The sequence below is a fragment of the Paenibacillus antri genome, assembly GCF_005765165.1.
In the GTDB taxonomy this organism is placed as follows: domain Bacteria; phylum Bacillota; class Bacilli; order Paenibacillales; family YIM-B00363; genus Paenibacillus_AE; species Paenibacillus_AE antri.
The window spans coordinates 20,322-41,020 of sequence record NZ_VCIW01000030.1 but is presented as its reverse complement, the minus strand read 5'-3'; the positions used below and the strand labels follow the sequence as shown (position 1 = coordinate 41,020).

Annotated in this window: 14 protein-coding genes; 13 read left to right on the top strand and 1 reads right to left on the bottom strand. The window is 61.8% G+C overall.

The window, feature by feature from the left end; translation table 11 throughout:
- Nucleotides 1-57 precede the first annotated feature (57 nt).
- The gene (locus FE782_RS29190; RefSeq protein WP_158299608.1) at nt 58-2,658 is read left to right on the top strand and encodes a glycoside hydrolase family 38 N-terminal domain-containing protein; all 2,601 of its coding nucleotides are present in this window, start codon (nt 58-60) and stop codon (nt 2,656-2,658) included.
- A gap of 10 nt (nt 2,659-2,668) precedes the next feature.
- Here the strand turns inward: FE782_RS29190 and FE782_RS29185 are convergent, their stop codons facing one another.
- Nucleotides 2,669-3,598, bottom strand: a complete 930-nt coding sequence (locus FE782_RS29185; RefSeq protein ID WP_138197883.1) for an AraC family transcriptional regulator — start codon at nt 3,596-3,598, stop codon at nt 2,669-2,671.
- A 160-nt stretch (nt 3,599-3,758) separates the two neighbouring features.
- Between FE782_RS29185 and FE782_RS29180 the strand changes: the two genes are divergently transcribed.
- From FE782_RS29180 to FE782_RS29125, 12 genes are all read left to right on the top strand, one after another.
- Nucleotides 3,759-4,649, top strand: a complete 891-nt coding sequence (locus FE782_RS29180; RefSeq protein WP_138197882.1) for a carbohydrate ABC transporter permease — start codon at nt 3,759-3,761, stop codon at nt 4,647-4,649.
- Nucleotides 4,650-4,688: 39 nt separating this feature from the next.
- Nucleotides 4,689-6,062 (top strand): ABC transporter substrate-binding protein, encoded by a 1,374-nt coding sequence (locus tag FE782_RS29175; RefSeq protein ID WP_138197881.1) that lies wholly within the window; start codon nt 4,689-4,691, stop codon nt 6,060-6,062.
- An 81-nt stretch (nt 6,063-6,143) separates the two neighbouring features.
- The gene (locus FE782_RS29170; RefSeq protein ID WP_138197880.1) at nt 6,144-7,055 is read left to right on the top strand and encodes a carbohydrate ABC transporter permease; all 912 of its coding nucleotides are present in this window, start codon (nt 6,144-6,146) and stop codon (nt 7,053-7,055) included.
- Nucleotides 7,052-8,002 (top strand): ROK family protein, encoded by a 951-nt coding sequence (locus FE782_RS29165; RefSeq protein ID WP_138197879.1) that lies wholly within the window; start codon nt 7,052-7,054, stop codon nt 8,000-8,002. Before FE782_RS29170 ends, FE782_RS29165 begins: the two co-directional genes overlap by 4 nt.
- Nucleotides 8,003-8,049: 47 nt before the next feature.
- Entirely contained in the window at nt 8,050-9,705 is a 1,656-nt protein-coding gene (locus tag FE782_RS29160; RefSeq protein ID WP_158299607.1) for a DUF5005 domain-containing protein, read from the top strand.
- 936 nt (nt 9,706-10,641) lie between these two features.
- The gene (locus FE782_RS29155; RefSeq protein WP_138197877.1) at nt 10,642-12,153 is read left to right on the top strand and encodes a sialate O-acetylesterase; all 1,512 of its coding nucleotides are present in this window, start codon (nt 10,642-10,644) and stop codon (nt 12,151-12,153) included.
- Nucleotides 12,154-12,197: 44 nt separating this feature from the next.
- Complete coding sequence (locus tag FE782_RS29150) at nt 12,198-15,167, top strand: DUF5005 domain-containing protein (protein ID WP_158299606.1); 2,970 nt, start codon at nt 12,198-12,200, stop codon at nt 15,165-15,167.
- Nucleotides 15,168-15,311: 144 nt separating this feature from the next.
- Nucleotides 15,312-15,989: a FadR/GntR family transcriptional regulator gene (locus FE782_RS29145; protein WP_238392709.1), complete on the top strand. Its 678-nt coding sequence runs from the start codon at nt 15,312-15,314 to the stop codon at nt 15,987-15,989.
- 122 nt (nt 15,990-16,111) lie between these two features.
- Complete coding sequence (locus FE782_RS29140) at nt 16,112-17,449, top strand: ABC transporter substrate-binding protein (RefSeq protein ID WP_138197875.1); 1,338 nt, start codon at nt 16,112-16,114, stop codon at nt 17,447-17,449.
- Nucleotides 17,450-17,526: 77 nt separating this feature from the next.
- On the top strand, nt 17,527-18,408 hold the full coding sequence (locus FE782_RS29135; protein ID WP_138197874.1) for a carbohydrate ABC transporter permease: 882 nt from the start codon (nt 17,527-17,529) through the stop codon (nt 18,406-18,408).
- A gap of 1 nt (nt 18,409) precedes the next feature.
- The gene (locus FE782_RS29130) at nt 18,410-19,240 is read left to right on the top strand and encodes a carbohydrate ABC transporter permease (RefSeq protein ID WP_138197873.1); all 831 of its coding nucleotides are present in this window, start codon (nt 18,410-18,412) and stop codon (nt 19,238-19,240) included.
- Nucleotides 19,241-19,274: 34 nt separating this feature from the next.
- On the top strand, nt 19,275-20,450 hold the full coding sequence (locus tag FE782_RS29125) for a trans-sulfuration enzyme family protein (protein WP_238392706.1): 1,176 nt from the start codon (nt 19,275-19,277) through the stop codon (nt 20,448-20,450).
- Nucleotides 20,451-20,699 lie beyond the last annotated feature (249 nt).

Here is a 20,699-nt window from a genome sequence, read left to right as displayed (position 1 = left end):
CTCGATATAATGGGGGCTGTCGGTTGCAATCACCCTATTCGAAGCGAGGCGAACCGCGTGTCGAAGATTAAAGAAATCCTCATCTACCATCATAGCCATCTCGACGTCGGATACACCCATCCGCAGCCCGTCCTGATGGAGCTGCAGAACATGTACATCGATCAGGCGCTGGACCTATGCGAGGCGACGGAGGCGCTGCCCGAGGCGTCCCGGTTTTACTGGACGTGCGAGGCGACCGCGCCGGTGCTTCGCTGGCTGAAGCAGGCGGACGAGCGGCAGCTCGCGCGGTTCGAGCGCTGCGCGAGGAACGGGCAGCTCGCCGTCTCCGCGATGTTCGCGCATACGGCGCCGCTCACGAACGCGGAGCAGCTGGCCCGCATGCTCTACCCGATCCGCGAGCTGCGGGAGCGGTTCGGCCTGAAGCTCAATACGGCGATCAATCACGATATCAACGGGCAGCCGTGGACGCTGTCGCAGGTGCTGCTCGACGCCGGCGTCGAGCTGTACCTGACGGGCATCAATATTCACTTCGGCGGGTACCCGCTGCAGCGGCCGCGCGCGTTCCGCTGGAAGGCGCCGGACGGCCGGACGCTGCTGTGCTTCAACGGCGAGCATTACTCGTTGTTTACGCAGTTCTGCAAGCTGTGGGAGAAGAGCACGGCACGGATGAAGGAGGGGCTCGACGAATATTTCGAGCGGCTCGAACGGCAGGATTACCCGTACGATTTCATCTTTCTATCGGCGACGAACGTGCCGCTGCTCGACAATACGCCGCCGGATACGGAGCTGCTCGAGATGATCGAGCGATGGAACGCGGAGGGTCATCCGCAGAAGATGCGGCTCGTAACGCCCGAGATGTTCCGCGAGAGGCTTCTCGAACTCCCTGAAGAACTTGTGCCGACCTTCGCCGGAGACTGGACCGATTATTGGAATTTCGGCGCGGGCAGCTCCGCGTACGAAACCCGCCTCAACCGGAGGTCGAAGATCAGCTTGAGAACCGCGGAATATTTGGCGGCGCTGTCGCATGGCCCGGACCGGACGGACCGGCGCTGGCTGGACGAGGCGTGGGAGCAAGTGAATTTGTACGACGAACATACGTGGGGCGCGAATATTTCGATCACCGACCCCGACGATCATTATACGAAGGCGCTCTGGGCGCATAAGGCGCATTACGCGTATCAGGGGAACAGCATGGCGGGCATGGCGATGAATCGAAAGCTGGAGCAGTTCGCGGGGAACCCGTTGCAGTCGGAGCAGCCGGAAGGGCTGCTGCTCGTCAACCCGACGCCGGCGGAGCAGACGATCGATCTGCACGTTCCTCTTCATTACAAGCCGGAAGGCCGACAGACCGCCGCGGCGCGGTACATCTACCATCAGAACAACTACGATGCGGACCGTTCGCTGCCGTACGCCGGGACGCGGACGCTGCCGCCGTTCGGCTACCAGTTCGTGCCGTTCGCCGAGCTGAGCGCGCCGCCGCGGCCGGCCGACGTCGCGGTCGAACCCGGCCGGATCGAGACGGACTTCTACGAGCTCCGCTACGATCCGGCTACGGGGCGGATCACGGCGCTCACCGACAAGAAGCTGGGCTGGCAGATGATCGATCCGACGAGCGAGTGGACGCTGTTCCAATACGTGCACGAGAAGCCCGACCCGCTCCGGAATCCGCAGCATCGCACGTCGTTGTACCACCGCGACGTCGACAAGACGAACGCCAATATCAGCTGCTGGAAGAGAGAGTGGAAGGCGCGCCGAAGCGGCGCCGACAAGCTGACGTCGCTCCGCGTCGAGCGCCGCGGCGGCGCCGTCGAGCTGGCGCTCGCTTGGGAGGGAGAGGGCTTCGAACGACTCGAGCAGCGCATCGCGATGTTCGCGGACCGCCCGGGCATCGAGCTGACGGCGACGATGCAGAAGACCGACGTGCGCGAGCCGGAGGCGATGTACTTCGCGTTCCCGCTGAACCTCGGCGCGGGCTGGCAAGCGGTCTTCGACAGCGCTTCTACGTTCGTGAAGCTGGACGAAGAGCAGCTGCCGGGCATGTGCCGCGACTGGGCGACGGTCGACCAGTCGGTGTCCGTCTTCGACGGCTCCCGGGGCGTGACGCTCGCCTGCCCGGACGCGCCGCTCGTGCAGATCGGGGATTTCCGCTTCGGCAAGGAGCAGACGGAAGTGCCGCGCGACGCGAATCCGCTGCTGCTCGCCTGGCCCGCGAACAACTATTGGGATACGAACTTCAAGGCGAGCCAGCCGGGCGCGATGTCGTTCAAGTACGAGCTGCGCGCCTTCGACCGCTTCGAAGCGTCGGCCGCCGCCGCCGCCGGGCTCGCGGCCTCCCATCCGGTGCAGCTGTTCCCCGCGGTCGAGTGCCCGGCGTACAAGGAAGGCCGGCTGCTGTCGGTGTCCGGCGCAGGCGCGAACGTCATCCACGTCAAGCCGGCGGAGGACGGGAACGGCGTCATTCTGCGGATGAACAACTTGCTGGAGGCGGAGACGGAGGCGCGCATTTCGCTGCCGGAGCGGCGTATCGCCGCGGCCTTCGCGACCGACGCGCTGGAGCGGAATCTGGAGGAGCTTCCCGTCGTCGACGGCGGCGGAGCCGTCCGCGCGTCGTTCGGCGCGCGGGCGTTCCGGACGATCCGCGTCGTCCCGGAGTCGTAGAGGGCGTGCGTTACTCCCCGGCCGCGATCCCGGCCGGGGGTTGGAACATGTCCTGATGGCCGCGGAACTTCTTGCCGAATTCGCCGGGCGGGAGCCCGGTTTCCGACTTGAAGACGTTCGCGAAATAGTGGACGGTATCGAAGCCGGTCGCCTCCGCGATGCGCTTGATCGACCAGTCCGTCGTCGTCAGCAGGGCGGCCGCCTGCCGGACTCGTTCCTTCCGGACGTAGTTCGTGAACGTCTGCCCGAGCTCGCCGGTAAACAGCCGGGACAGATGGCGGGGCGAGATGTGCAAATAATCGGCGACGTCGGACAGCTTGAGCGATTGCGACAGGTTGTCGCGGATGTATAGCTTCGCCCGATGGACGAACGTGCTCGTATTCGGTCTCGCGGGCTTCTCCTGCTGCGGCGGCTTCCGCCGGTTGAACGCCGCCTCGAACGACGTAATGAGCGCCCGCGACAGACTGAGCACGTGATCGTCCAAGAACGAGCACGGCTCGATCGCCGTGGAGATCAGGGCGGACCATAGCTGCGGAATCGGCTGCTCCGCCGTCGATTCGAACCAATACGAATGCGTCTTCGCCATGCGATGAAACCGATCGATCGCCGCCGGGCTCGACTCGGCTTCGAGCAATTCGAAGGCGAGGAACAAGATGTACAGCCCGTTCTCGCTTTTGATCTGGTGTTGAAGATGGGGGCGGGACAGGAAGACGACGCCGGGCGACAGCGGGATGCGGTTCGCGCCCTCCTCGTACTCGCCTTCGCCGTCGAGAATATAGCAAATCTCGAAGAACGAGTGCTTATGCACGTGGTTGGTAAGCAGCTGCGTCTCGCCGCCCCAGTAATGTACGTAGTAGGATACGTCCGTCCCGCGCAGGGTGACGGCGTAATCGTTGAGGAACGCGTTGCTCTGGTTCAGCTGCTGCTGGGTCCATCTCATGGGGAGCTCTCCTTCTTCGCGGTGTCTCCATTTTATAAAAAAGTGTCACGAATTTTCAAAGACGAAACTCGCCGGAAAGCTTAGGATAAAAGCATTGAAAGCGGATTCAAATCCGCGAGTAGAGCGAGCACACTCCACGGAAACCGGGTGATTTTTTAGAATGTCGATCCATCCCAATGATACTGTACGCGCTTCGCCAAAGCAATACGCTCTAAGGTCGCTTCGCATCGGCGACGCGATGCACCGCGTCGTCGTCTACGCCCTGCTCGTCGCCGGAAGCGCGTTGTTTTTGCTGCCGTTCTTCTGGATGATCTCGACGTCGTTGAAGGATGAAGCGGGCTTGTTCAGCCTTCCGCCGGCATGGATTCCGAGTACGGTCAAGTGGTCGAATTACGCGGCCGCGGTGCAATCGTTCCCGTTCCTGCGGTACGCGTGGAACACGACGTTCCTGACCGCCGTCTCGATGTTCGGCTCGGTGCTCTCTTCGTCGCTCGTCGCGTACGCGTTCGCGAGGCTTCGTTTTCCCGGGCGGTCGTTCTGGTTCATTCTTCTCCTGGCGACGATGATGCTGCCTTCGCAGGTGACGATGATTCCGCTGTTCATCCTGTTCAAGCAGTTGGGCTGGATCGACACGTATTTGCCGCTGACCGTGCCGTTCTTCTTCGGCGGGGCGTTCTACATCTTTCTGCTTCGGCAGTTTTTCCTTACGATCCCGAGGGAGCTGTCCGAGGCGGCCAAGATCGACGGATGTCCGGAATTTTTCATCTTCCTGCGCATCTTCCTGCCGCTGTCGAAGCCGGCGCTCGCGACGCTCGCCATCTTCACGTTCATGCTGACGTGGAACGACTTCCTCGGACCGCTGATCTACTTGAACGATCCCGACAAATTCACGTTGGCGCTCGGGCTGCGCTCGTTCCAGATGCAATACGGCACTCGCTGGAACGTCATGATGGCTGCGTCGATCATCGTCATGCTGCCGACGATCGCGTTGTTTTTCACCTGTCAGCGATATTTCATCGAAGGCATTACGCTGACCGGGGTTAAGGGGTAACGAATACGTTCGAACTCAATCAAGGAGGGTTATGTATTTATGAAAAGTAGAAAAAGCTCGCTCATCCTGCTCAGTACGACTCTGATTCTTTCCATGCTCGCGGCATGCTCGGGCGGCGCGGCGAACGAAGCTCCCGAGGACAACGCGCCTCCGGCCGAGAAGCCTGCGGAGAAGCCTGCGGAAACCGCTGCGGAGCCGCCGGCGGAAGCGGAGAAAGAGCCGGTGACGATTCAATTCTGGCACATCTATTCGGACGGCGACATGAAGACGATGATGGAAGAAGTGGTCAATGAGTTCGAAGCGAAAAACCCGCACATTACGGTCGAGGAGCTGGGCGTCTCCTTCTGGGACTACTGGACGAAGCTGACGACGGCGGTCGCCGGGGGCAGCGGTCCGGACCTCGCGCTCAACGAGATCGACAACGTCGGCGCCCGCGCGAAGTCGGGCACGCTCGTCAATCTCGATCCGTTCATCAGCCGCGACAACTTCGACACGTCCGCGTTGTTCCCGGTGCTCGTGGAGCAGTCGAAATACGAAGGCGCTTCCTACCATATGCCGTTCGAGACGGATGTCCGTCTGCTGTACTACAACAAAGCCGCGTTCCGCGAGGCGGGCCTCGACCCGGAGAAGCCGCCGGCCACTTGGGAAGAGCTGGCATCCTACGCCGAGAAGCTGACGAAGATGAACGGCGATCTGATCGACCGGATCGGCTTCTCCCCGGCGCTCGGCAACATGTACCTATGGACGCTCGCTTGGACGAACGGCGGCGACTTCTGGGACGACAGCTTGAAACCGACGTTCACGAAGCCGGAAAACGTCGAAGCGCTCCAATGGATGGCGGACGTGCAAGCGAAATACGGCAACAAAGCGTTCACCGCCTTCAAGTCGCAGACCGGCTCGCTCGGCTACAATCCGTTCATCGCCGAGAAGGTGGCGATGATCGTCGATAACAATACGCTGTACGGCGACATTCTCCGGAACAATCCGAATTTGGATTTCGGCGTGGCGCCCATTCCGGCCCGGAAGTCGCCCGCGAGCTGGTCGGCCGGCTTCAGCCTCGAGATCATCGACAACAAAGACGAGGCCAGGGCGAACGCCGCTTGGGAGCTGATGAAATATTTGCTGGATAAAGACGTGCAAATCAAGATGCATAAGGTTTCTAGAGGGTTGTACTCCAACATCGCCGCGGTCAGCGATCCGCAGTTCATGAGCGATCCGATCTGGAAGACGATGGTCGGCATTATGGATCACACGCGCTTCCGGGAATACGTCGCGGCGTCCCCGGCGTGGGCGAACCATATTCAGCCGCAGGTCGAAGCCGTGCTCCTCGGCGAGATGGCGCCGGAGGAGGCTCTCAAGAAGGCGCAGGAGCTCGTCGAGACGGAGTTGAAAAACTTCGCCGCCACGCAGTAATCGTTTGCCGTACCGATCTGACTTCCGTTCTTCGGCTCGGAACCTCCGGGCCGAAGGCCGGACAAAGGAGTTCGCCCTGAAATGAGAAACCGAACATTCAAGATGAATATGCGAACGAAGGAAGCGATTAACGGATATTTGTTTTTCTCTCCGTGGCTGATCGGGTTGATTTTCTTCCTAGGCGGTCCGATTTTGTACTCCTTGTATCTCAGCTTCACCTCCTACAACATGTTAAGCCCGCCGAAATGGGTCGGCACCCTCAACTATCGCATCCTGTTCTCCGAGGATCCGCTGTTCTGGGAGAGTCTCTACAACACGTTGTATTACGTAGCGTTCAGCGTGCCGCTCTCGACGGTCGCGGGCGTGCTCATGGCGGTGCTGCTCAACCAGAAGGTGAAGGGCATCGGCGTCTGGCGGACGATCTTCTACTTGCCCAGCGTCGTCTCGATCATCGTCGTGTCCCTGCTCTGGCAATGGATCTTCGATCCCAGCTTCGGCCTGATCAACTCGGCGCTCGCCCAGATCGGCATCGAAGGGCCGGGGTGGCTGCAGGATCGGGTGTGGTCGAAGCCGTCGCTCATCATTATGAGCCTCTGGGGCGTCGGCGGCGGCATGATCATCTACCTCGCCGGCCTGCAGGGCATCTCCCGAGAGCTGTACGAAGCCGCGACGGTAGACGGCGCCGGACGGATGCGGCAGTTTTTCAATATTACGATTCCGATGTTGACGCCGACCATTTTCTTTAATTTGATCATGGGCGTGTTGGGCGGCTTCCAGGTGTTCGTGCAAGCGTTCATTATGACCGGCGGAGGCCCCGTCAATTCGACGATGTTTTATGCGTTGTATTTGTACAATAAAGCGTTCCGCGATCTGCAGATGGGGTACGCGTCGGCCATGGCGTGGGTGCTTCTCGTCATCAGCCTGATGTTCACCTTACTTATCCTGCGAACGAGCAAGTCGTGGGTGTATTACGAAGGAGCGGACCATAAGTGACCCATAACGTATATTCCATCGCCCTCGACATCGGAGGCGTCTTCATCAAAGCCGCGGTGCTGAACGCAAGCGGCGACGTGCGCATGGATACGATCATGATTTATCCGTCCCGCTCGAAGGAGGACAAGGAGACGCTGCTGAGGCATCTGACGTCCGTGATCGAGCAGCAGGCGGCTAAGATTATCGACAAACATTATTTGCTGTCCGGCATCGGCTTCGCCTTCCCGGGGCCTTTCGATTATGAGAACGGCGTCTGCTACATTCGGGGCTTGGGTAAATTCGATCATATTTACGGCGTCAATCTCCGCGAGGAGCTGACGAATCGGCTGCTGCAGAACGCCGGCCTGCGCCGGCGGATGGCGGCGCCGTTCTCCATCGTGTTCGAGAACGACGCGAACCTGTTCGCGCTCGGCGAGCTGCTGTCCGGCGCCGCGAGGGCTTATGAGAGAACGATCTGTCTTACGCTCGGCTCGGGGGCCGGCTCGGCGTTCATCGACGGGGGCGTCTTGGTGAAGGAACGGCCGGACGTGCCGTCGAACGGGTGGTTGTATAAGGAGCCTTTCCGCGAATCGATCGTGGACGATTACATCTCGAAACGGGGCATCCTCCGGATCGCAGCCGAGCTGGGCGCCGACCCGGGGCTGGACGTGAAGGAGCTCGCCGAGCTCGCGCGCGGCGGCGACGCGGCGGCCGCGGAGACGTTCCGGCGCTTCGGCGTTCTGGCCGGCGAGATGCTGCGGCCGTTCGTCGCGCGGTTCCGGCCGGACGCCATCGTCGTGGGCGGGCAGATCGCGAAGAGCGCCGACTTGTTCCAAGACGAGGTCCGCGCGGCGCTCGGCTTCCCGGACGTCGCCGTCCGCTACAGCGACCGGGCGAATCTCAGCGCGTTCGTCGGCGTCGCGAAGCTGCTCACGGACGTGCAGGCGGGGAACGCGCAGAGCGGGTGAGGACGGACGGTTCGCACACCGTTCGATACATGAAGGAGGGCACCGATATGGCATCAGCGGCGGCGAACACGTCCGCAGCGGTCTCGCGACCGCTTCGAACCGGCGATAGAATTCCCGTAGCGAGCGTCCGGGCGAGCTCGGAGGCGAGTCCGAACGCTCGCGCCGAGAACCTGATCGCCGAGACCGGTTCGCCAACTTGTTGGGTCGCGGACGAGCGGGACGGCTTCGTGTGGGTCGAGTTCGATCTTGGGGCTACCTACCCGATCGGCGAAATGCGCGTGCGGAACTATCGACAATCGTTGCCCGGGTTTCCGGATTTGTGGAAGCGCGGCTTACGGCGAATTACCGTCGAACACTCGCTCGACGGGGAACGGTGGATCGAGTTAGCCGGGGAAGGCGCTCCGTACGAGCTGGTTCCGGCGAACGGCTCATCCGCGGGAGCGGGGGAAACTTCGATTCGATGGGGCGACCAGCTCGCGAGGTACGTGCGGATCGCGGCGGACCTCCGCGCGGACGGGTTCTGGGGCGGATACGACGCGAACGACCGGTTCGGCGGGCTAAGCGAGGTTCGCTTCTACGCGGGAACCGGCTGGGCCGCGGAGCCCGCGGAAGCGTGGAACGCGCTGTTCCGGCGCGCCTCCGGCTGGACCGGCTCGGACGGCATCTATTCGATCCCCTTGGACGGGCGCGATTCCCACGGCGACGGCTCCTCCGGAAGGACGCTGCTGTTGTTCGGCGACACGTTCGTCGGCGAGGTGGATCCGGCTACGGGACGGCGCTTGACGATGACGATGATCAACAATTCGATGGCGCTGCTCGACGGCGCCGAGCCGGATGTAGACCGTCTTCGCTTTCTGTGGAACGACGCCGATCCGGCGGTGCCGGACAGCGCGATCGTCCCGGCGACGCCGAAGGCGGCGACCGTCGACGGCGCCTACTATTGGCTGCAGGACGGCGCATGCGTCGGCGGAAGCTTCTACTGCTTCCCGATGATCGTCGGGCCGAATCCGGACGGGCCGGAAGGCTTCCAATTCCAGGTGCACGGCGTGACGATCTGCCGTGCGCCCATGACGCCGGAAGGACCGGATTTCGGCGCGATGGAGCAGTTCGATACGCCGCTCTACGGCGCGACGGCGGCCGGCCATCGGGCGTATTACGGCGCGGCGGTCATGCCGCATACCGTAGAATCGAACGTGCCGGATCCGGATGGATACGTCTATGTGTACGGCCTGCTGTACGATCGTCTTCATAGGGCGGTCGTTGCGCGCGCCCTCCCCGAGCAGCTGTTCGATGGCGCGCGATGGACGTTCTGGAACGGGTCCGACTGGTCGCTCGACCCAGCCCAGGCGGCTCCCGTATCGTCGGAGACATCGCCGGAGTATAGCGTCTCGCCGCTGCGGGGCGGCTCGCAACACGGCCGATACGCGCTCGCGTATATGCGGAGCGACGAGCCGAGGGCCGTCGCCATCCAGCTCGGCGACAGCCCGGTCGGCCCGTTCGAGGGGGAGATCGCGCTCTACGCTTGCCCGGAAGCGAAGGAAGGCGGCGGCCGGTACGTGTATAACGCGAAGGCGCATCCGAGCCTGTCGAAGCCGGGGGAGCTGTTGATCAGCTACAACGTCAACTCGACGTCGATGGACGATCACGTTCGTTATGGGGACATCTACCGTCCCCGCTTCGTGAACGTGCGCCGCATCGAGTAGGCGCCCGCTTGGGGCGCTGCAATCGGAGAAACTCCGACTAACCGGGCCCTGGGCGCCCTGTTGGGGCGCTGCAGTCGGAGAAACTCCGACTAATCGGGTGTGGGCGGCCTCTTGGGGCGCTGCAGTCGGAGAAACTCCGACTAACCGGGCCCTGGGCGCCTGCTTGGGGCGCTGTAGTCGGAGAAACTCCGACTAACCGGGCCCTGGGCGGCCTCTTGGGACGCTGTAGTCGGAGAAACTCCGACTAATCGGCCTTGGGCGCCCGGTTGGGGCGCTGCAGTCGGAGAAACTCCGACTAATCGGCCTTGGGCGCCCGGTTGGGGCGCTGCATTCGGAGAAACTCCGACTAATCGGCCTTGGGCGCCCGGTTGGGGCGCTGCAGTCGGAGAAACTCCGACTAACCGGGCCCTGGGCGGTCGCTTGGGGCGCTGTAGTCGGAGAAACTCCGACTAATCGGCCTTGGGCGCCCGGTTGGGGCGCTGTAGTCGGAGAAACTCCGACTAATCGGCCTTGGGCGCCCGGTTAGGGCGCTGCAGTCGGAGAAACTCCGACTAATCGGGTGTGGGCGCCCGGTTGGGGCGCTGCAGTCGGAGAAACTCCGACTAACCGGGCCCTGGGCGGCCGCTTGGAGCGCTGCTGGAATTTCAGCCCTCGGCACTCCCCATCTCCGTACCGCCGCCCGCCGACACACTGCTTTCCCCGAACCACTATCCGCCGACACACTGCTCCCCCGAATGCATTGTGCCAAGGGGGAGTGTGTTCTCTATTTTTCGTATCGCTACCTAACTTAGAAAATTATCTACGATAAGAAAAAGATACTTCTTACCTCCCCCCCGGCCGGTGTCCTTAGACATGGCCTGGCGACGGAACTATACTTGAATCGAAATGAAAGCGAATACATAAAGGGTTCAACCCATCCAAGGGAGGGGTGCAAGGGTGCGAGTCGATCCGATATTTTCCGATCATATGGTGCTGCAGCGGGACAAAGAAGTCGCCGTCTGGGGCGAGGCGGCCGACGGCGAAGTCATTGAGGTCGAATGCGCCGGTCGGCGCGCGACGGCGGTCGCGGCGGGCGGAGGCTGGCGCGCGACGCTGCCGGCGAACGAAGCGGGCGGACCTTATCGGCTCGCGGCAAGGTCAGGCGCCGAAACGATCGTCTTCGACGATGTGTGGTACGGCGACGTGTGGCTGGCCGGCGGGCAATCGAATATGCAATGGCCGCTGCGATCGTCCGCCGGCGGGGCGGAGGAGATCGCGATCTCCGGCGGCTGCCCGCTCATTCGGTATTACGAGGTGCCGAAGGTCGCGTACGACGACGGCGTCGTGCGGGAGAGCGGGTGGCGCGCGAGCGGGCAGGAGACGGCGGGGGAGTTTTCCGCGGTCGCCTATCATTTCGCGAAGCGCGTCCATGCGGAGACGGGCGTCGCGATCGGCATCGTCGGGTGCAACATGGGCGCGACCTCGGCCGCCTGCTGGGTCGCGGAGGAGACGCTGGAGCGGGACCCGGCGCTGCGCGTCTACCTGGACGAGTTCCGCGCGATCGCGAAGGACTTCGATTGGGAAGCGTACGAAGCGGAGGAGCGGGCGTTCCAGGACGCGTTCGCGGCGTACGAGGCGGCGCAATCGCAGGGGAAGACGAAGGAGGAGCTCGGGCCGGTTCCGTGGCCGCCGCCGATGAGTCCGAGAAGCTTCATGCGCCCGAACGGATTGTACGAGACGATGCTGAAGCGTACGGCCCCGTACACGCTCAAGGGCTTCCTCTACTACCAAGGCGAAGGAGATGCGCATCGCCCGACGGCGTACGACAAGCTGCTCGAAGCGTTGATCCGCAATTGGCGGCGGGACTGGGAAGACGACGCGCTGCCCTTCCTCTACGTCCAGCTCCCGTCGTTCGGCTGCGACGGCGATCCGGACGGAGACGCTTGGGCGCTGCTGCGCGAGTCGCAGGCGATCGTCGCGGAGCGCGCGCCGCATGTCGCGATGGCGGTGCTCTTGGACTGCGGGGAGAAGGACGACATCCACCCGGCCGACAAGAAGCCGGTCGGCGAACGGCTCGCGCGGCTGGCGCTGGCCCGCGTCTACGGCCGATCCGACGTCCATAGCGAAGGGCCGCGCTTCGAGCAGATGCGGGTGAACGAGCGCGGCGAGGCGCGGCTCCGGTTCCGATGCGGCGGCGGTCGTCTGACGACGAGGGACGGCGCGCCGCTCGTCGGCTTCGAACTGTGCGGCGTCGACCGCGTCTACGTCCCGGCGGAGGCGCGCATCGAGGGCGACGCCGTGATCGCCTTCTCCGACCGGGTGCCGCGGCCGATCGCCGCTCGCTACGGATGGGCGAACTTCACCGAAGCGAACTTGACCGACGGCTTCGGGCTGCCGGCGGCGCCGTTCCGGACGGATCGCGAAGGGAGGGGAAGCCCAGCCGCGTCAGAATTTTTAACGGAAAACTAACCGATCCGTCTATCCGAATCCGAACAGGAAGGGAAGGAATCGATGTGAGAATCGCCAACCGACGATGGATTACCGCCGGTCTCGCCCTCTGCGTCTCGGCATCCGCAGCGTTGCCGAGCGCCGGAGCGGCGTCTTCCGGAAGCTCAAGCCCGCTTGGCGCCAACGAGGGCGTCCTATACGGCGAGCAGCTGTTGCTGAAGCCGGTCGCGACGACGGCCGGGAGCGAGGCGCCGGGCTTCGAAGCCGCGAACGCGACGAACAACTCGGGCATGTCCGGCTTCTTCGGCCCGCTGGAGCTGCACGGCGGAGAGAGCGGCACGATGTGGCGGACGGACGCGTACCCCGGCGCCGACAATTGGCTGCAGCTCGATCTTGGCGCGGTCGCGCCGCTCGGGCGGATGCTCATTTGGAACTATAACGAGCCGGGCGGAGCCGAGTGGGGCGTCAAGCACGCGGAGGTTCTGTATTCGGTCGACGGCGTCCGGTGGAGCTCGGCGGGCGGCCCGGGGAAGAAACACAAGCTGGAAAAGGCGACCGGCTCCCCGAACGAGCGAGCCTCCAATCTGACGAACCCGGTCGATTTCGCCGGCGCGCCCGCCCGATACGTCAAAATCGTGCCCGACTCGCACGCCGCAAGCGGCAACTGGGGCACGGGTAATGACAAGGACAAGCATTACGGCGTCGCCGAGGTAAGGCTGTATCGCCATGCCAATGTCGTGGACGAAGCCGGCGACTCCATCGCCGTCGCGCGCGCGAAAGCCGGCAGCGAAAGGCCGGACGCGCTCGCGGAGAACGCGGTCAACAACTACGGCATGTCCGGCGTCGGAAGCCGCGCGGATACGCACGGCAACGAAGGCGCTGCCATGTGGTCGACGGCGGACGCCCCGGGAGCGGCGAATTGGATCGAATTCGATCTCGGCGGCACGTTCCCGGTCGGGGAGCTGCATGTCTGGAACTACAACGCTACGGATAGCGCGGATCGGGGCATTCGTTGGGCGAAGGTGAAGCATTCGCTCGACGGCATCGCTTGGACCTATGCGAATGGCGGAGCGCCGCTTGAGTTCGCTCGCGCATCGGGCGGCGCGCGGGAGGCGGCGTCGAACTTGACGAACGGAAGCCCCGTCGACCTCGGCGGCGCGAGCGCGCGTTACGTAAGGATCGAGCCGAATCCCGCGTCGGATGCGGAGGCGCCGGGCAACTGGGGCGGCGGGGACGCGTTCGGACTTGCCGAAGCGCGGTTTTACAGCGCGCCGGGGATGATCGTGGAGTCCGCGCCGGAGTGGACGTCGCTGTTTGCCCGGACCGAGGGGTGGACGGGGTCGGACGGCATTTTCTCGATCGCCTATAACGGGGTGGATGCGCAAGGGGCGTCGGACCGGACGGATACGCTGTTTCTGTTCAGCGACACGTTCACGGGCTCCGTCGATCCGGTAACGAAGGCGCGCGACCTGCAGGGCTTCTACAACAATACGCTCGCGACGCTGGAAGGCAGCGTGCCGGACCCGCGGAACGCCCGGTTTCTCTGGGGCTCGGACGGGACGGGGCAGGATTTCTCCAGCATTTTCGAACCGGATACGCCTTACGCTTACGTCGGGACGGTCGCGGCCAACGTCGCGAACAACGCGTTCGGCATGTCGCCGCCCGCGCTGCCGAACGCGCCGACGGCGGTAACGCCGCCGATGCCGACGGACGCGCACGACAATCAGAAGGACGGCCATACGATGTGGTTGTCCGCGGCGGACGGCGGCGAGCATTGGATCAAGTTCGATCTGGGCGCAACGTATGCGCTCGGTCGGATGCCGATCTGGAACTATAATCAATACGACCCGGCGCAGCCGAACGTGCCGTACGTCGACCGCGGTATGAAGAACGTGAAGATCTACTATTCGACGGACGACGTCGCGTATACGGAGCTGCAGACGGATGGCTATCCGTTCCAATTCGCCAAGGCGGACGGCTCGCCGAAGCTCCCCGCGACGAACTTGACGGGGGGCGGCGTCGTCGACTTCGGAGGCGCGGCCGCGCGATACGTGAAGATCGTGCCGAACGCGGCGCCCGGCGACGGCAATTGGGGCGGCGCGACCGGCGGCGAAGCGGCGTTCGGACTCAGTCAGGTACGCTTCTATACGGCTGATGGGGAGTTGCTTCGATTCGTCGAAGCGGAAGCCGACAGCGCATCTTCGTCGGCGCCCGCCGGCAACTGGTACTGGCTGCAAGACGGGCTCTCGCTCGGGGACAGCTTCTACGCGTTCCCGCTCAACATGGCGCCGGATCCGACGCAGCCTCCGGGCTGGCAGTTCAAGGTCGTCGGCGTAGCGATGGCGAAGCTGCCGAACGTCGGCGGGCCGGCGTTGACCGGCATTACGCAATCCGATACGCCGCTGTATTACGAGACGGTCGTCGATTACGCGCCGGGCGTGCCCGGCTGGCAATGGCCGCTGAAGTTCACGTACGGCGCGGGCGTCATGCCGAACACGGCGGCTTCCGGCGCGTCGGATCCGGACGGGTACATCTATGTGTACGGTTACCGGGATCACGCGTTCGAACGGAACTTGGTCGTCGCGCGGGTGCCGGAGGAGAAGTTCGAGTCGTTTAACGAATGGCGGTTTTGGGGCGGTTCGGAAAAAGGGTGGTCGCGCCACATCGAAGACAGCGCCCTGCTGCTGCCCGGCGTCAACGTCTCGCCGGAGCTTAGCGTCACGCGCATGGCGGGCGGTCCGTTGGACGGCAAATACGTGCTCGTCTATGAGAAGGACTCGCTCAGCAACACGTTGGAATACAGCGTCGCCGACAGTCCGACAGGGCCGTTCCAAGCGCCGGTCGCCTTCTATTACGCGCCCGAGCCGGGCATGAATCCGCTCACGAACACGTATAACGCGAAGGCGCACCCGCATCTGTCCGACGTAGGAGAGCTGCTGATCAGCTACAACGTGAACGCGACGGACAGCAATCAGCATTACGTCGACGGAACGATCTACCGTCCGCGCTGGCTGCGGATGCGTTGGATCGAGTAGACGGCTTTAGGAGCGAACGCGGTCCCGTCGCAAGGGCGGGACCGCGTTGTCCGTTTTTTCGTTGTTGACAAGGCGCGTGATTTTTAATACCATTCCCTCAAATCGACTCGCGAGTCAGAAGGGAGGGGATACGAATTGCGCAAAGTGAAGAAGCGCCATATGCATGAGCTGGTCGCGGAGGAAATTCAGAAGTACATCGAAGAGCACGAGCTGCGCGAAGGGGACAAGCTGCCGTCCGTCGAGGAGCTGACGAAGCTGCTGGGCGTCGGCCGGTCTTCGCTGCGCGAAGGGCTGCGTTACTTGGAAGCGATCGACATCATCAAGGTGGAGAACGGCAAGGGCATCTTCGTCAAGGACGCGACCGAGGCCGGCTCGTTCCGGTACGCGGGGAAGGTGAAGGTCGAGAGCGAGAAGAAGTTTCTGCTGCACATTCTGGACGTTCGCAGAGCGCTGGAAGGGAAGGCGGTGGAGCTGGCGGCCCGGCGAATCGATGCGGAGACGATCGAGGAGATGCGGGAGTGTCTGAAAGTTTACGACGATCGGAAACGGCGGAATTTGGACACCTCCGAGATCGATTACGCGTTCCACCAGTACATCTACAAAGCCGCCTCCAATCCGCTGCTGCACAGCGTTTTCGAATCGATCTCCGAGCTGTACGAGAAATTTTTCGTCGAGCCGCTCGGCGAGAAACGGTTGTTCGACGACACCTACATCTTCCATCACACGCTGTTCGAGGGGATCGCGAAGCGCGACGTGAACCACGCATTGACGGAATTCAACAAGATGATGGATTTAATCGAAGGCAACATTCGGAATTATTAAATCATTGTAAAAATAGCTGACATTCGTATTGACAAAATGTTTCTTCCCCTTCTATGATTAACCTATCATACAGGTTGATAGTGTGATACCGAACTTGTCACTTTTACAAAGGGGGATTATGTATGAAAGCGCTTAAGATCAAGAAGTCAATGCAAGTCGCGGTATCTACCGTCGCCGTCGCGAGTTTGATCGCGGCCTGCGGCAACGGGGGCGAATCGACCGGAACAGGTTCCAACGGCTCCGGAAGCGGCGGCGGAGAGACGGTCACGCTTCGCATGATCGAGAGCTTGACGAACCCGGACCGTACGGCAATGCTGAATACGATGATCGACAAATTCGAAGAAGAAAACCCGAACATCAAGGTCGAATTGATCTCTCCGCCGTTCGAGCAAGCGGACACGAAAATCCGGACGATGCTTGCGGCGAAGCAGGAGCTTGACGTCTTGGAATCGCGCGATTTGAACGTCGCGGAATTCGTCAACAACGGCTACTTGGAGCCGCTGGACGATTACGCCGCGAAGTGGAGCGACTTCGAGACGGTTACCTCCGTCGCTCGTGCGGTCGGCACGACGCAAGAGAAGCTGTACTTCATCTCGAACGGGATGTACCAGCGTCAGATGTTCTACCGGGCGGATTGGCTGAAAGAGAAAGGCATCGAAGTGCCGAAGACGTACGAAGAGCTCGTGAACGCGGCGGTCGCGTTGACGGATCCGGCGAATAACCGGTACGGCTTCTCTTTCCGCGGCGGTCCTGGATCCAACTCGGTGCCGGACACGATGGTCCGCGACTACAACGCGGACAACGTCGACCTGACGGACCCTAACTTCCTGAAGAGCGGCGCCACGATCTTCTCGACGCCGGAAGCGAAAGCCGCGATTGAGTTGTACGTGAAGCTGTATAAGGAAGCTTCCCCGCCGGATTCCGTGAACTGGGGCTTCCAAGAGCAAGTGCAGGCGTTCACCTCCGGCGTCACGGCATTCCTCCTGCAAGACCCGGACGTTATCGCGTCGCTGCAGAACGACATGGAAGAAGGTACGTGGAGCTCGGCGATGATGCCGGTCGGTCCTGCGGGCAAAGCGCTTATCTCCGCCGGCGGCGCGGGCTGGAGCCTCGCGTCTCACTCCAAGCACAAGGAAGAGGCGTGGAAGCTGATCGCCTTCTTGTCGAATCCGGAGCAAAACACGATCTTCTCGAAGGGCTACGGCACGATTCCGATTCACAGCACCGCCGTCGAAGACGAGTTTTTCCAGTCCGGTCCGTACAAGACCTTGATCGAGATGACGAACTTGCCGGAGACGTACTTGAACTTCAAGGCGACGGTCGACTATCCGGCCAACGGCCAGTGGGGTACCCTCAACATGGAAACCGGGCAAAGAATGCTGCTCGGGCAAGCTACGGTCGAGGATACGCTGAAGGAGTGGGACAACTTCTGGACGAAGGCGAAGGAAGCAGTGAAATAACAAATATTAATATGATCCTGTGATGGGTAACCTTGCGTTGCCCATCGCGCGTTCATAGTTCAGGCGGTGATTTCTGCATGACGAAACAAAGAACGTTCATCTTGTTCAGCCTGTTGCCGGCGTTGCTGCTTCTCGCCGTCTTTACCTTCTATCCGTTCTTTCGCGGAGTCGTCATGGCTTTCCAAAACTATGTACTGTTCGACCTGACGAACGTCCGATTCATCGGCTTCCAAAATTTCGAGAATGCCTTCAACGACCCCAAGTTTCTGTATGCGCTGCGCAACAGCGCGATCTGGGTCGTCTCTTCGCTCACCCTGCAGTTTCTGATCGGGTTGTCGCTGGCGTTGGTGCTGCGCAGAGGGTTCCGCGGACGCGGGGTATATCAAGGCTTCGTCTTCTATTCGTGGGCGTTGTCCGGATTTCTGATCGGTCTGATCTGGAAATGGATGTTCAACTCGCAGATGGGCGTCGTCAACGATCTGTTGATGCGCGCCGGCTTGATCGAGCAGCGGATCGGCTTTCTGTCGGACCCGAATTGGGCGATGGTGTCCGTGATCGTCGCGAACGTATGGTACGGCATCGCGTTCTTCGCGATCATGCTGCTCGCGGCGCTGCAATCCGTTCCCGCCGAATTGTACGAAGCCGCCGGCATGGACGGCGCCGGCGCGATTCGCAAGTTTTTCAGCGTAACGCTGCCGTACATCGTGCCGACGATCATTGCCACGACGCTGCTTCGGGCGATTTGGATCTTCAACGACCCGTCGCTTATTTATGGTCTTACGAACGGCGGTCCCGCCGGTTCGACGCATATTTTATCCTCCCTCATGATGGAGAAGATTCTCTCGGGCGGCGACTACGGCTCCGCATCGGCGATCGGCGTCATTATGCTCGCCATGCTTATGCTGTATACTGTCTTCTATTTATTCGTGACGAAGTCCGAGAAAGTGGGGGACTTCTAAGATGACCAAGACTCGCGTTCTCCTTAGTTTGAAAGTGCTGTACTTATCGCTCCATCTCATCTTGATGGTGTTTCCTTTGTATTGGATCGTCATGACCTCGCTGAAGCCGAAGAAGGATATTTTCTCCTTCCCGTTGCACTATTGGCCGCAGCAATTCACGTTGGAAAATTACATCAATATTTTCAAAATATCGAAATTTCACGTATACATCGGGAACAGCTTGCTGGTCTCGGTCTTGTCGGCGGTCATCGTCATCGCCATCTCGATTCTCAGCGCATACGTCATGGCTCGGTTCACGTTCCGCGGTCATAAACAAATCATGATGGCGTTCTTCTCGACCCAGATGCTGCCGGGCTTCGTTTCGCTGGCGCCGCTCTACTTGTTATTGGCGGAGCTCGATCTGATCAATACGCGGTTTTCGCTGCTCATTCTGTACACCGTCGGCTTGATCCCGTTCTCGACGATTATGCTCCGCGGCTTCTTCCAGCGCATTCCTTCGAGCCTGGAAGAGGCGGCGATGATCGACGGCTGCTCCAGACTCGGCTCCTTATATCGGGTCATTCTGCCGGTCATGCTGCCCGGCATCGCTTCCACGTTCATCTTCGCCTTCGTGCAGAACTGGAACGAGCTGTTCGCGGCGGTCATGTTCATCGACAGCGAGTCGATGAAGACGCTGCCGGTCGCGATGAACTCGTTCATTATGAAGTTCGACGTGGATTGGGGCGCCATGTCCGCCGGCACGGTATTGTCCGTGATCCCGACCGTGATTTTGTTCGCTTTCGCGCAAAGATACATCGTAGAAGGGTTAACGCAAGGCGCCGAAAAAGGCTAGAGACAGAGGGATCGGATAAGGGTAGGGGAGATACATGATCAATCGCGACGCGGAACGTCATATGCAAACATTAGTCGCTCACGATCCGGTGGACACGCGCCATCACGGCGCCGTGACGATGCCGCTATACCAGAACAGCTTGTTCGCGTTCGAGAACCACGCCTCCTTCGATTGCGCCATGAAGGACGTGCTCGCCGCGCATGTGTATTCGAGAGGGAATAATCCGACGGTCATGTATTTGGAGCGGCGCATCGCCGAGCTCGAAGGCGGCGAGCAAGCCCGCTGCTTCGCCTCCGGCATGGGCGCGATCGCGGGCACGCTGCATGCCCTGCTGCAGACGGGAGATCATATCGTCTGCGTCGACCAAGCGTACGGACCGACGCGGGAATTCCTCGCGGACCTCTCGACGAGGTATCGAGTCGAGGTGACGTTCGTCGACGGCGCCGAGCTGGACGCCTTCCGGCAGGCGATTCGACCGAACACGAAGGCGATATATTTAGAGAGTCCGACGTCCGGACTGTTCGAGCTCCAGGATTTGGAGGGGGTCGCGGCCATCGCTCGAGAAGCCGGCGCGCTCACCGTCATCGACAACTCTTGGGCGACGCCGGTCTTCCAGCGACCGATCTCGATGGGCATCGATCTGGTCGTTCATTCGCTTACGAAATATTTCTCCGGACATAGCGACAGCTTAGGCGGCGTCGTCGTCGGCCGGCGCGACTTGGTCGAGACGATCAGCAACCGGAGCTACATGCTGCTCGGCAGCGTCATGACGGCCCACACCGCTTCGCTCATTACGCGCGGCGTCCGCACGCTGCCGCTTCGGATGGAGCGGCATCAAGCGAGCGGCTTGCGGGTGGCGGAGCATCTGCTGCGCAAAGACGACGTCGTGAGGGTGAACCACCCGGGACTTCCGGCGCATCCCCAACGGGAGCTCGCGGAGAAGCAATTGCAAGGGTACGGCAGCTTGTTCTCCTTCGTGACGCGGCATCCCGTGGCTTCCCTGAAAGCCTGGGCGGACGACCTGGAATACTTCCGCATCGGCGTCAGCTGGGGCGGATACGAAAGCTTGGTCACGGTCGGCGAAGCGCCGGCCCGGTGGAATCAAGGCGGCGAGAGTCCGTCGATCGCAAGGCTGTATATCGGCTTGGAGGATCCCGACGTGCTGATCGGGGACATCGAACGCGCTTGGTCGAGGCTGAGCCGAGACTGAGCGCGGAGCTAGGGGCCGCTCCCGAACGTCCGCATCGGACGATTCGGGGGCGGCTTCGCCTTTTCCCCAACGGAAATAGACATTGTGCCGAGCCGGCGGCGCATATCCTAGGAACAGCGCTTCGCGCGGCGTAGCGCGCGTCATCGTCACGGGAGGGTGAGCCTAGTATGAAGATCGGGGATGCATGCGCCTTTCGCGCGCGCCGATATCCGTGGAGGAGGGATGCCGCCTTTCGCGTTATAGCGCCGT

Coding starts and splice junctions, on each gene's coding strand:
- FE782_RS29160 (WP_158299607.1), top strand. CDS start 8,050: ATGGCATCAGCGGCGGCGAACACGTCCGCAGCGGTCTCGCGACCGCTT.
- FE782_RS29185 (WP_138197883.1), bottom strand. CDS start 3,598: ATGAGATGGACCCAGCAGCAGCTGAACCAGAGCAACGCGTTCCTCAAC.
- FE782_RS29130 (WP_138197873.1), top strand. CDS start 18,410: ATGACCAAGACTCGCGTTCTCCTTAGTTTGAAAGTGCTGTACTTATCG.
- FE782_RS29180 (WP_138197882.1), top strand. CDS start 3,759: ATGTCGATCCATCCCAATGATACTGTACGCGCTTCGCCAAAGCAATAC.
- FE782_RS29140 (WP_138197875.1), top strand. CDS start 16,112: ATGAAAGCGCTTAAGATCAAGAAGTCAATGCAAGTCGCGGTATCTACC.
- FE782_RS29135 (WP_138197874.1), top strand. CDS start 17,527: ATGACGAAACAAAGAACGTTCATCTTGTTCAGCCTGTTGCCGGCGTTG.
- FE782_RS29170 (WP_138197880.1), top strand. CDS start 6,144: ATGAGAAACCGAACATTCAAGATGAATATGCGAACGAAGGAAGCGATT.
- FE782_RS29175 (WP_138197881.1), top strand. CDS start 4,689: ATGAAAAGTAGAAAAAGCTCGCTCATCCTGCTCAGTACGACTCTGATT.
- FE782_RS29125 (WP_238392706.1), top strand. CDS start 19,275: ATGATCAATCGCGACGCGGAACGTCATATGCAAACATTAGTCGCTCAC.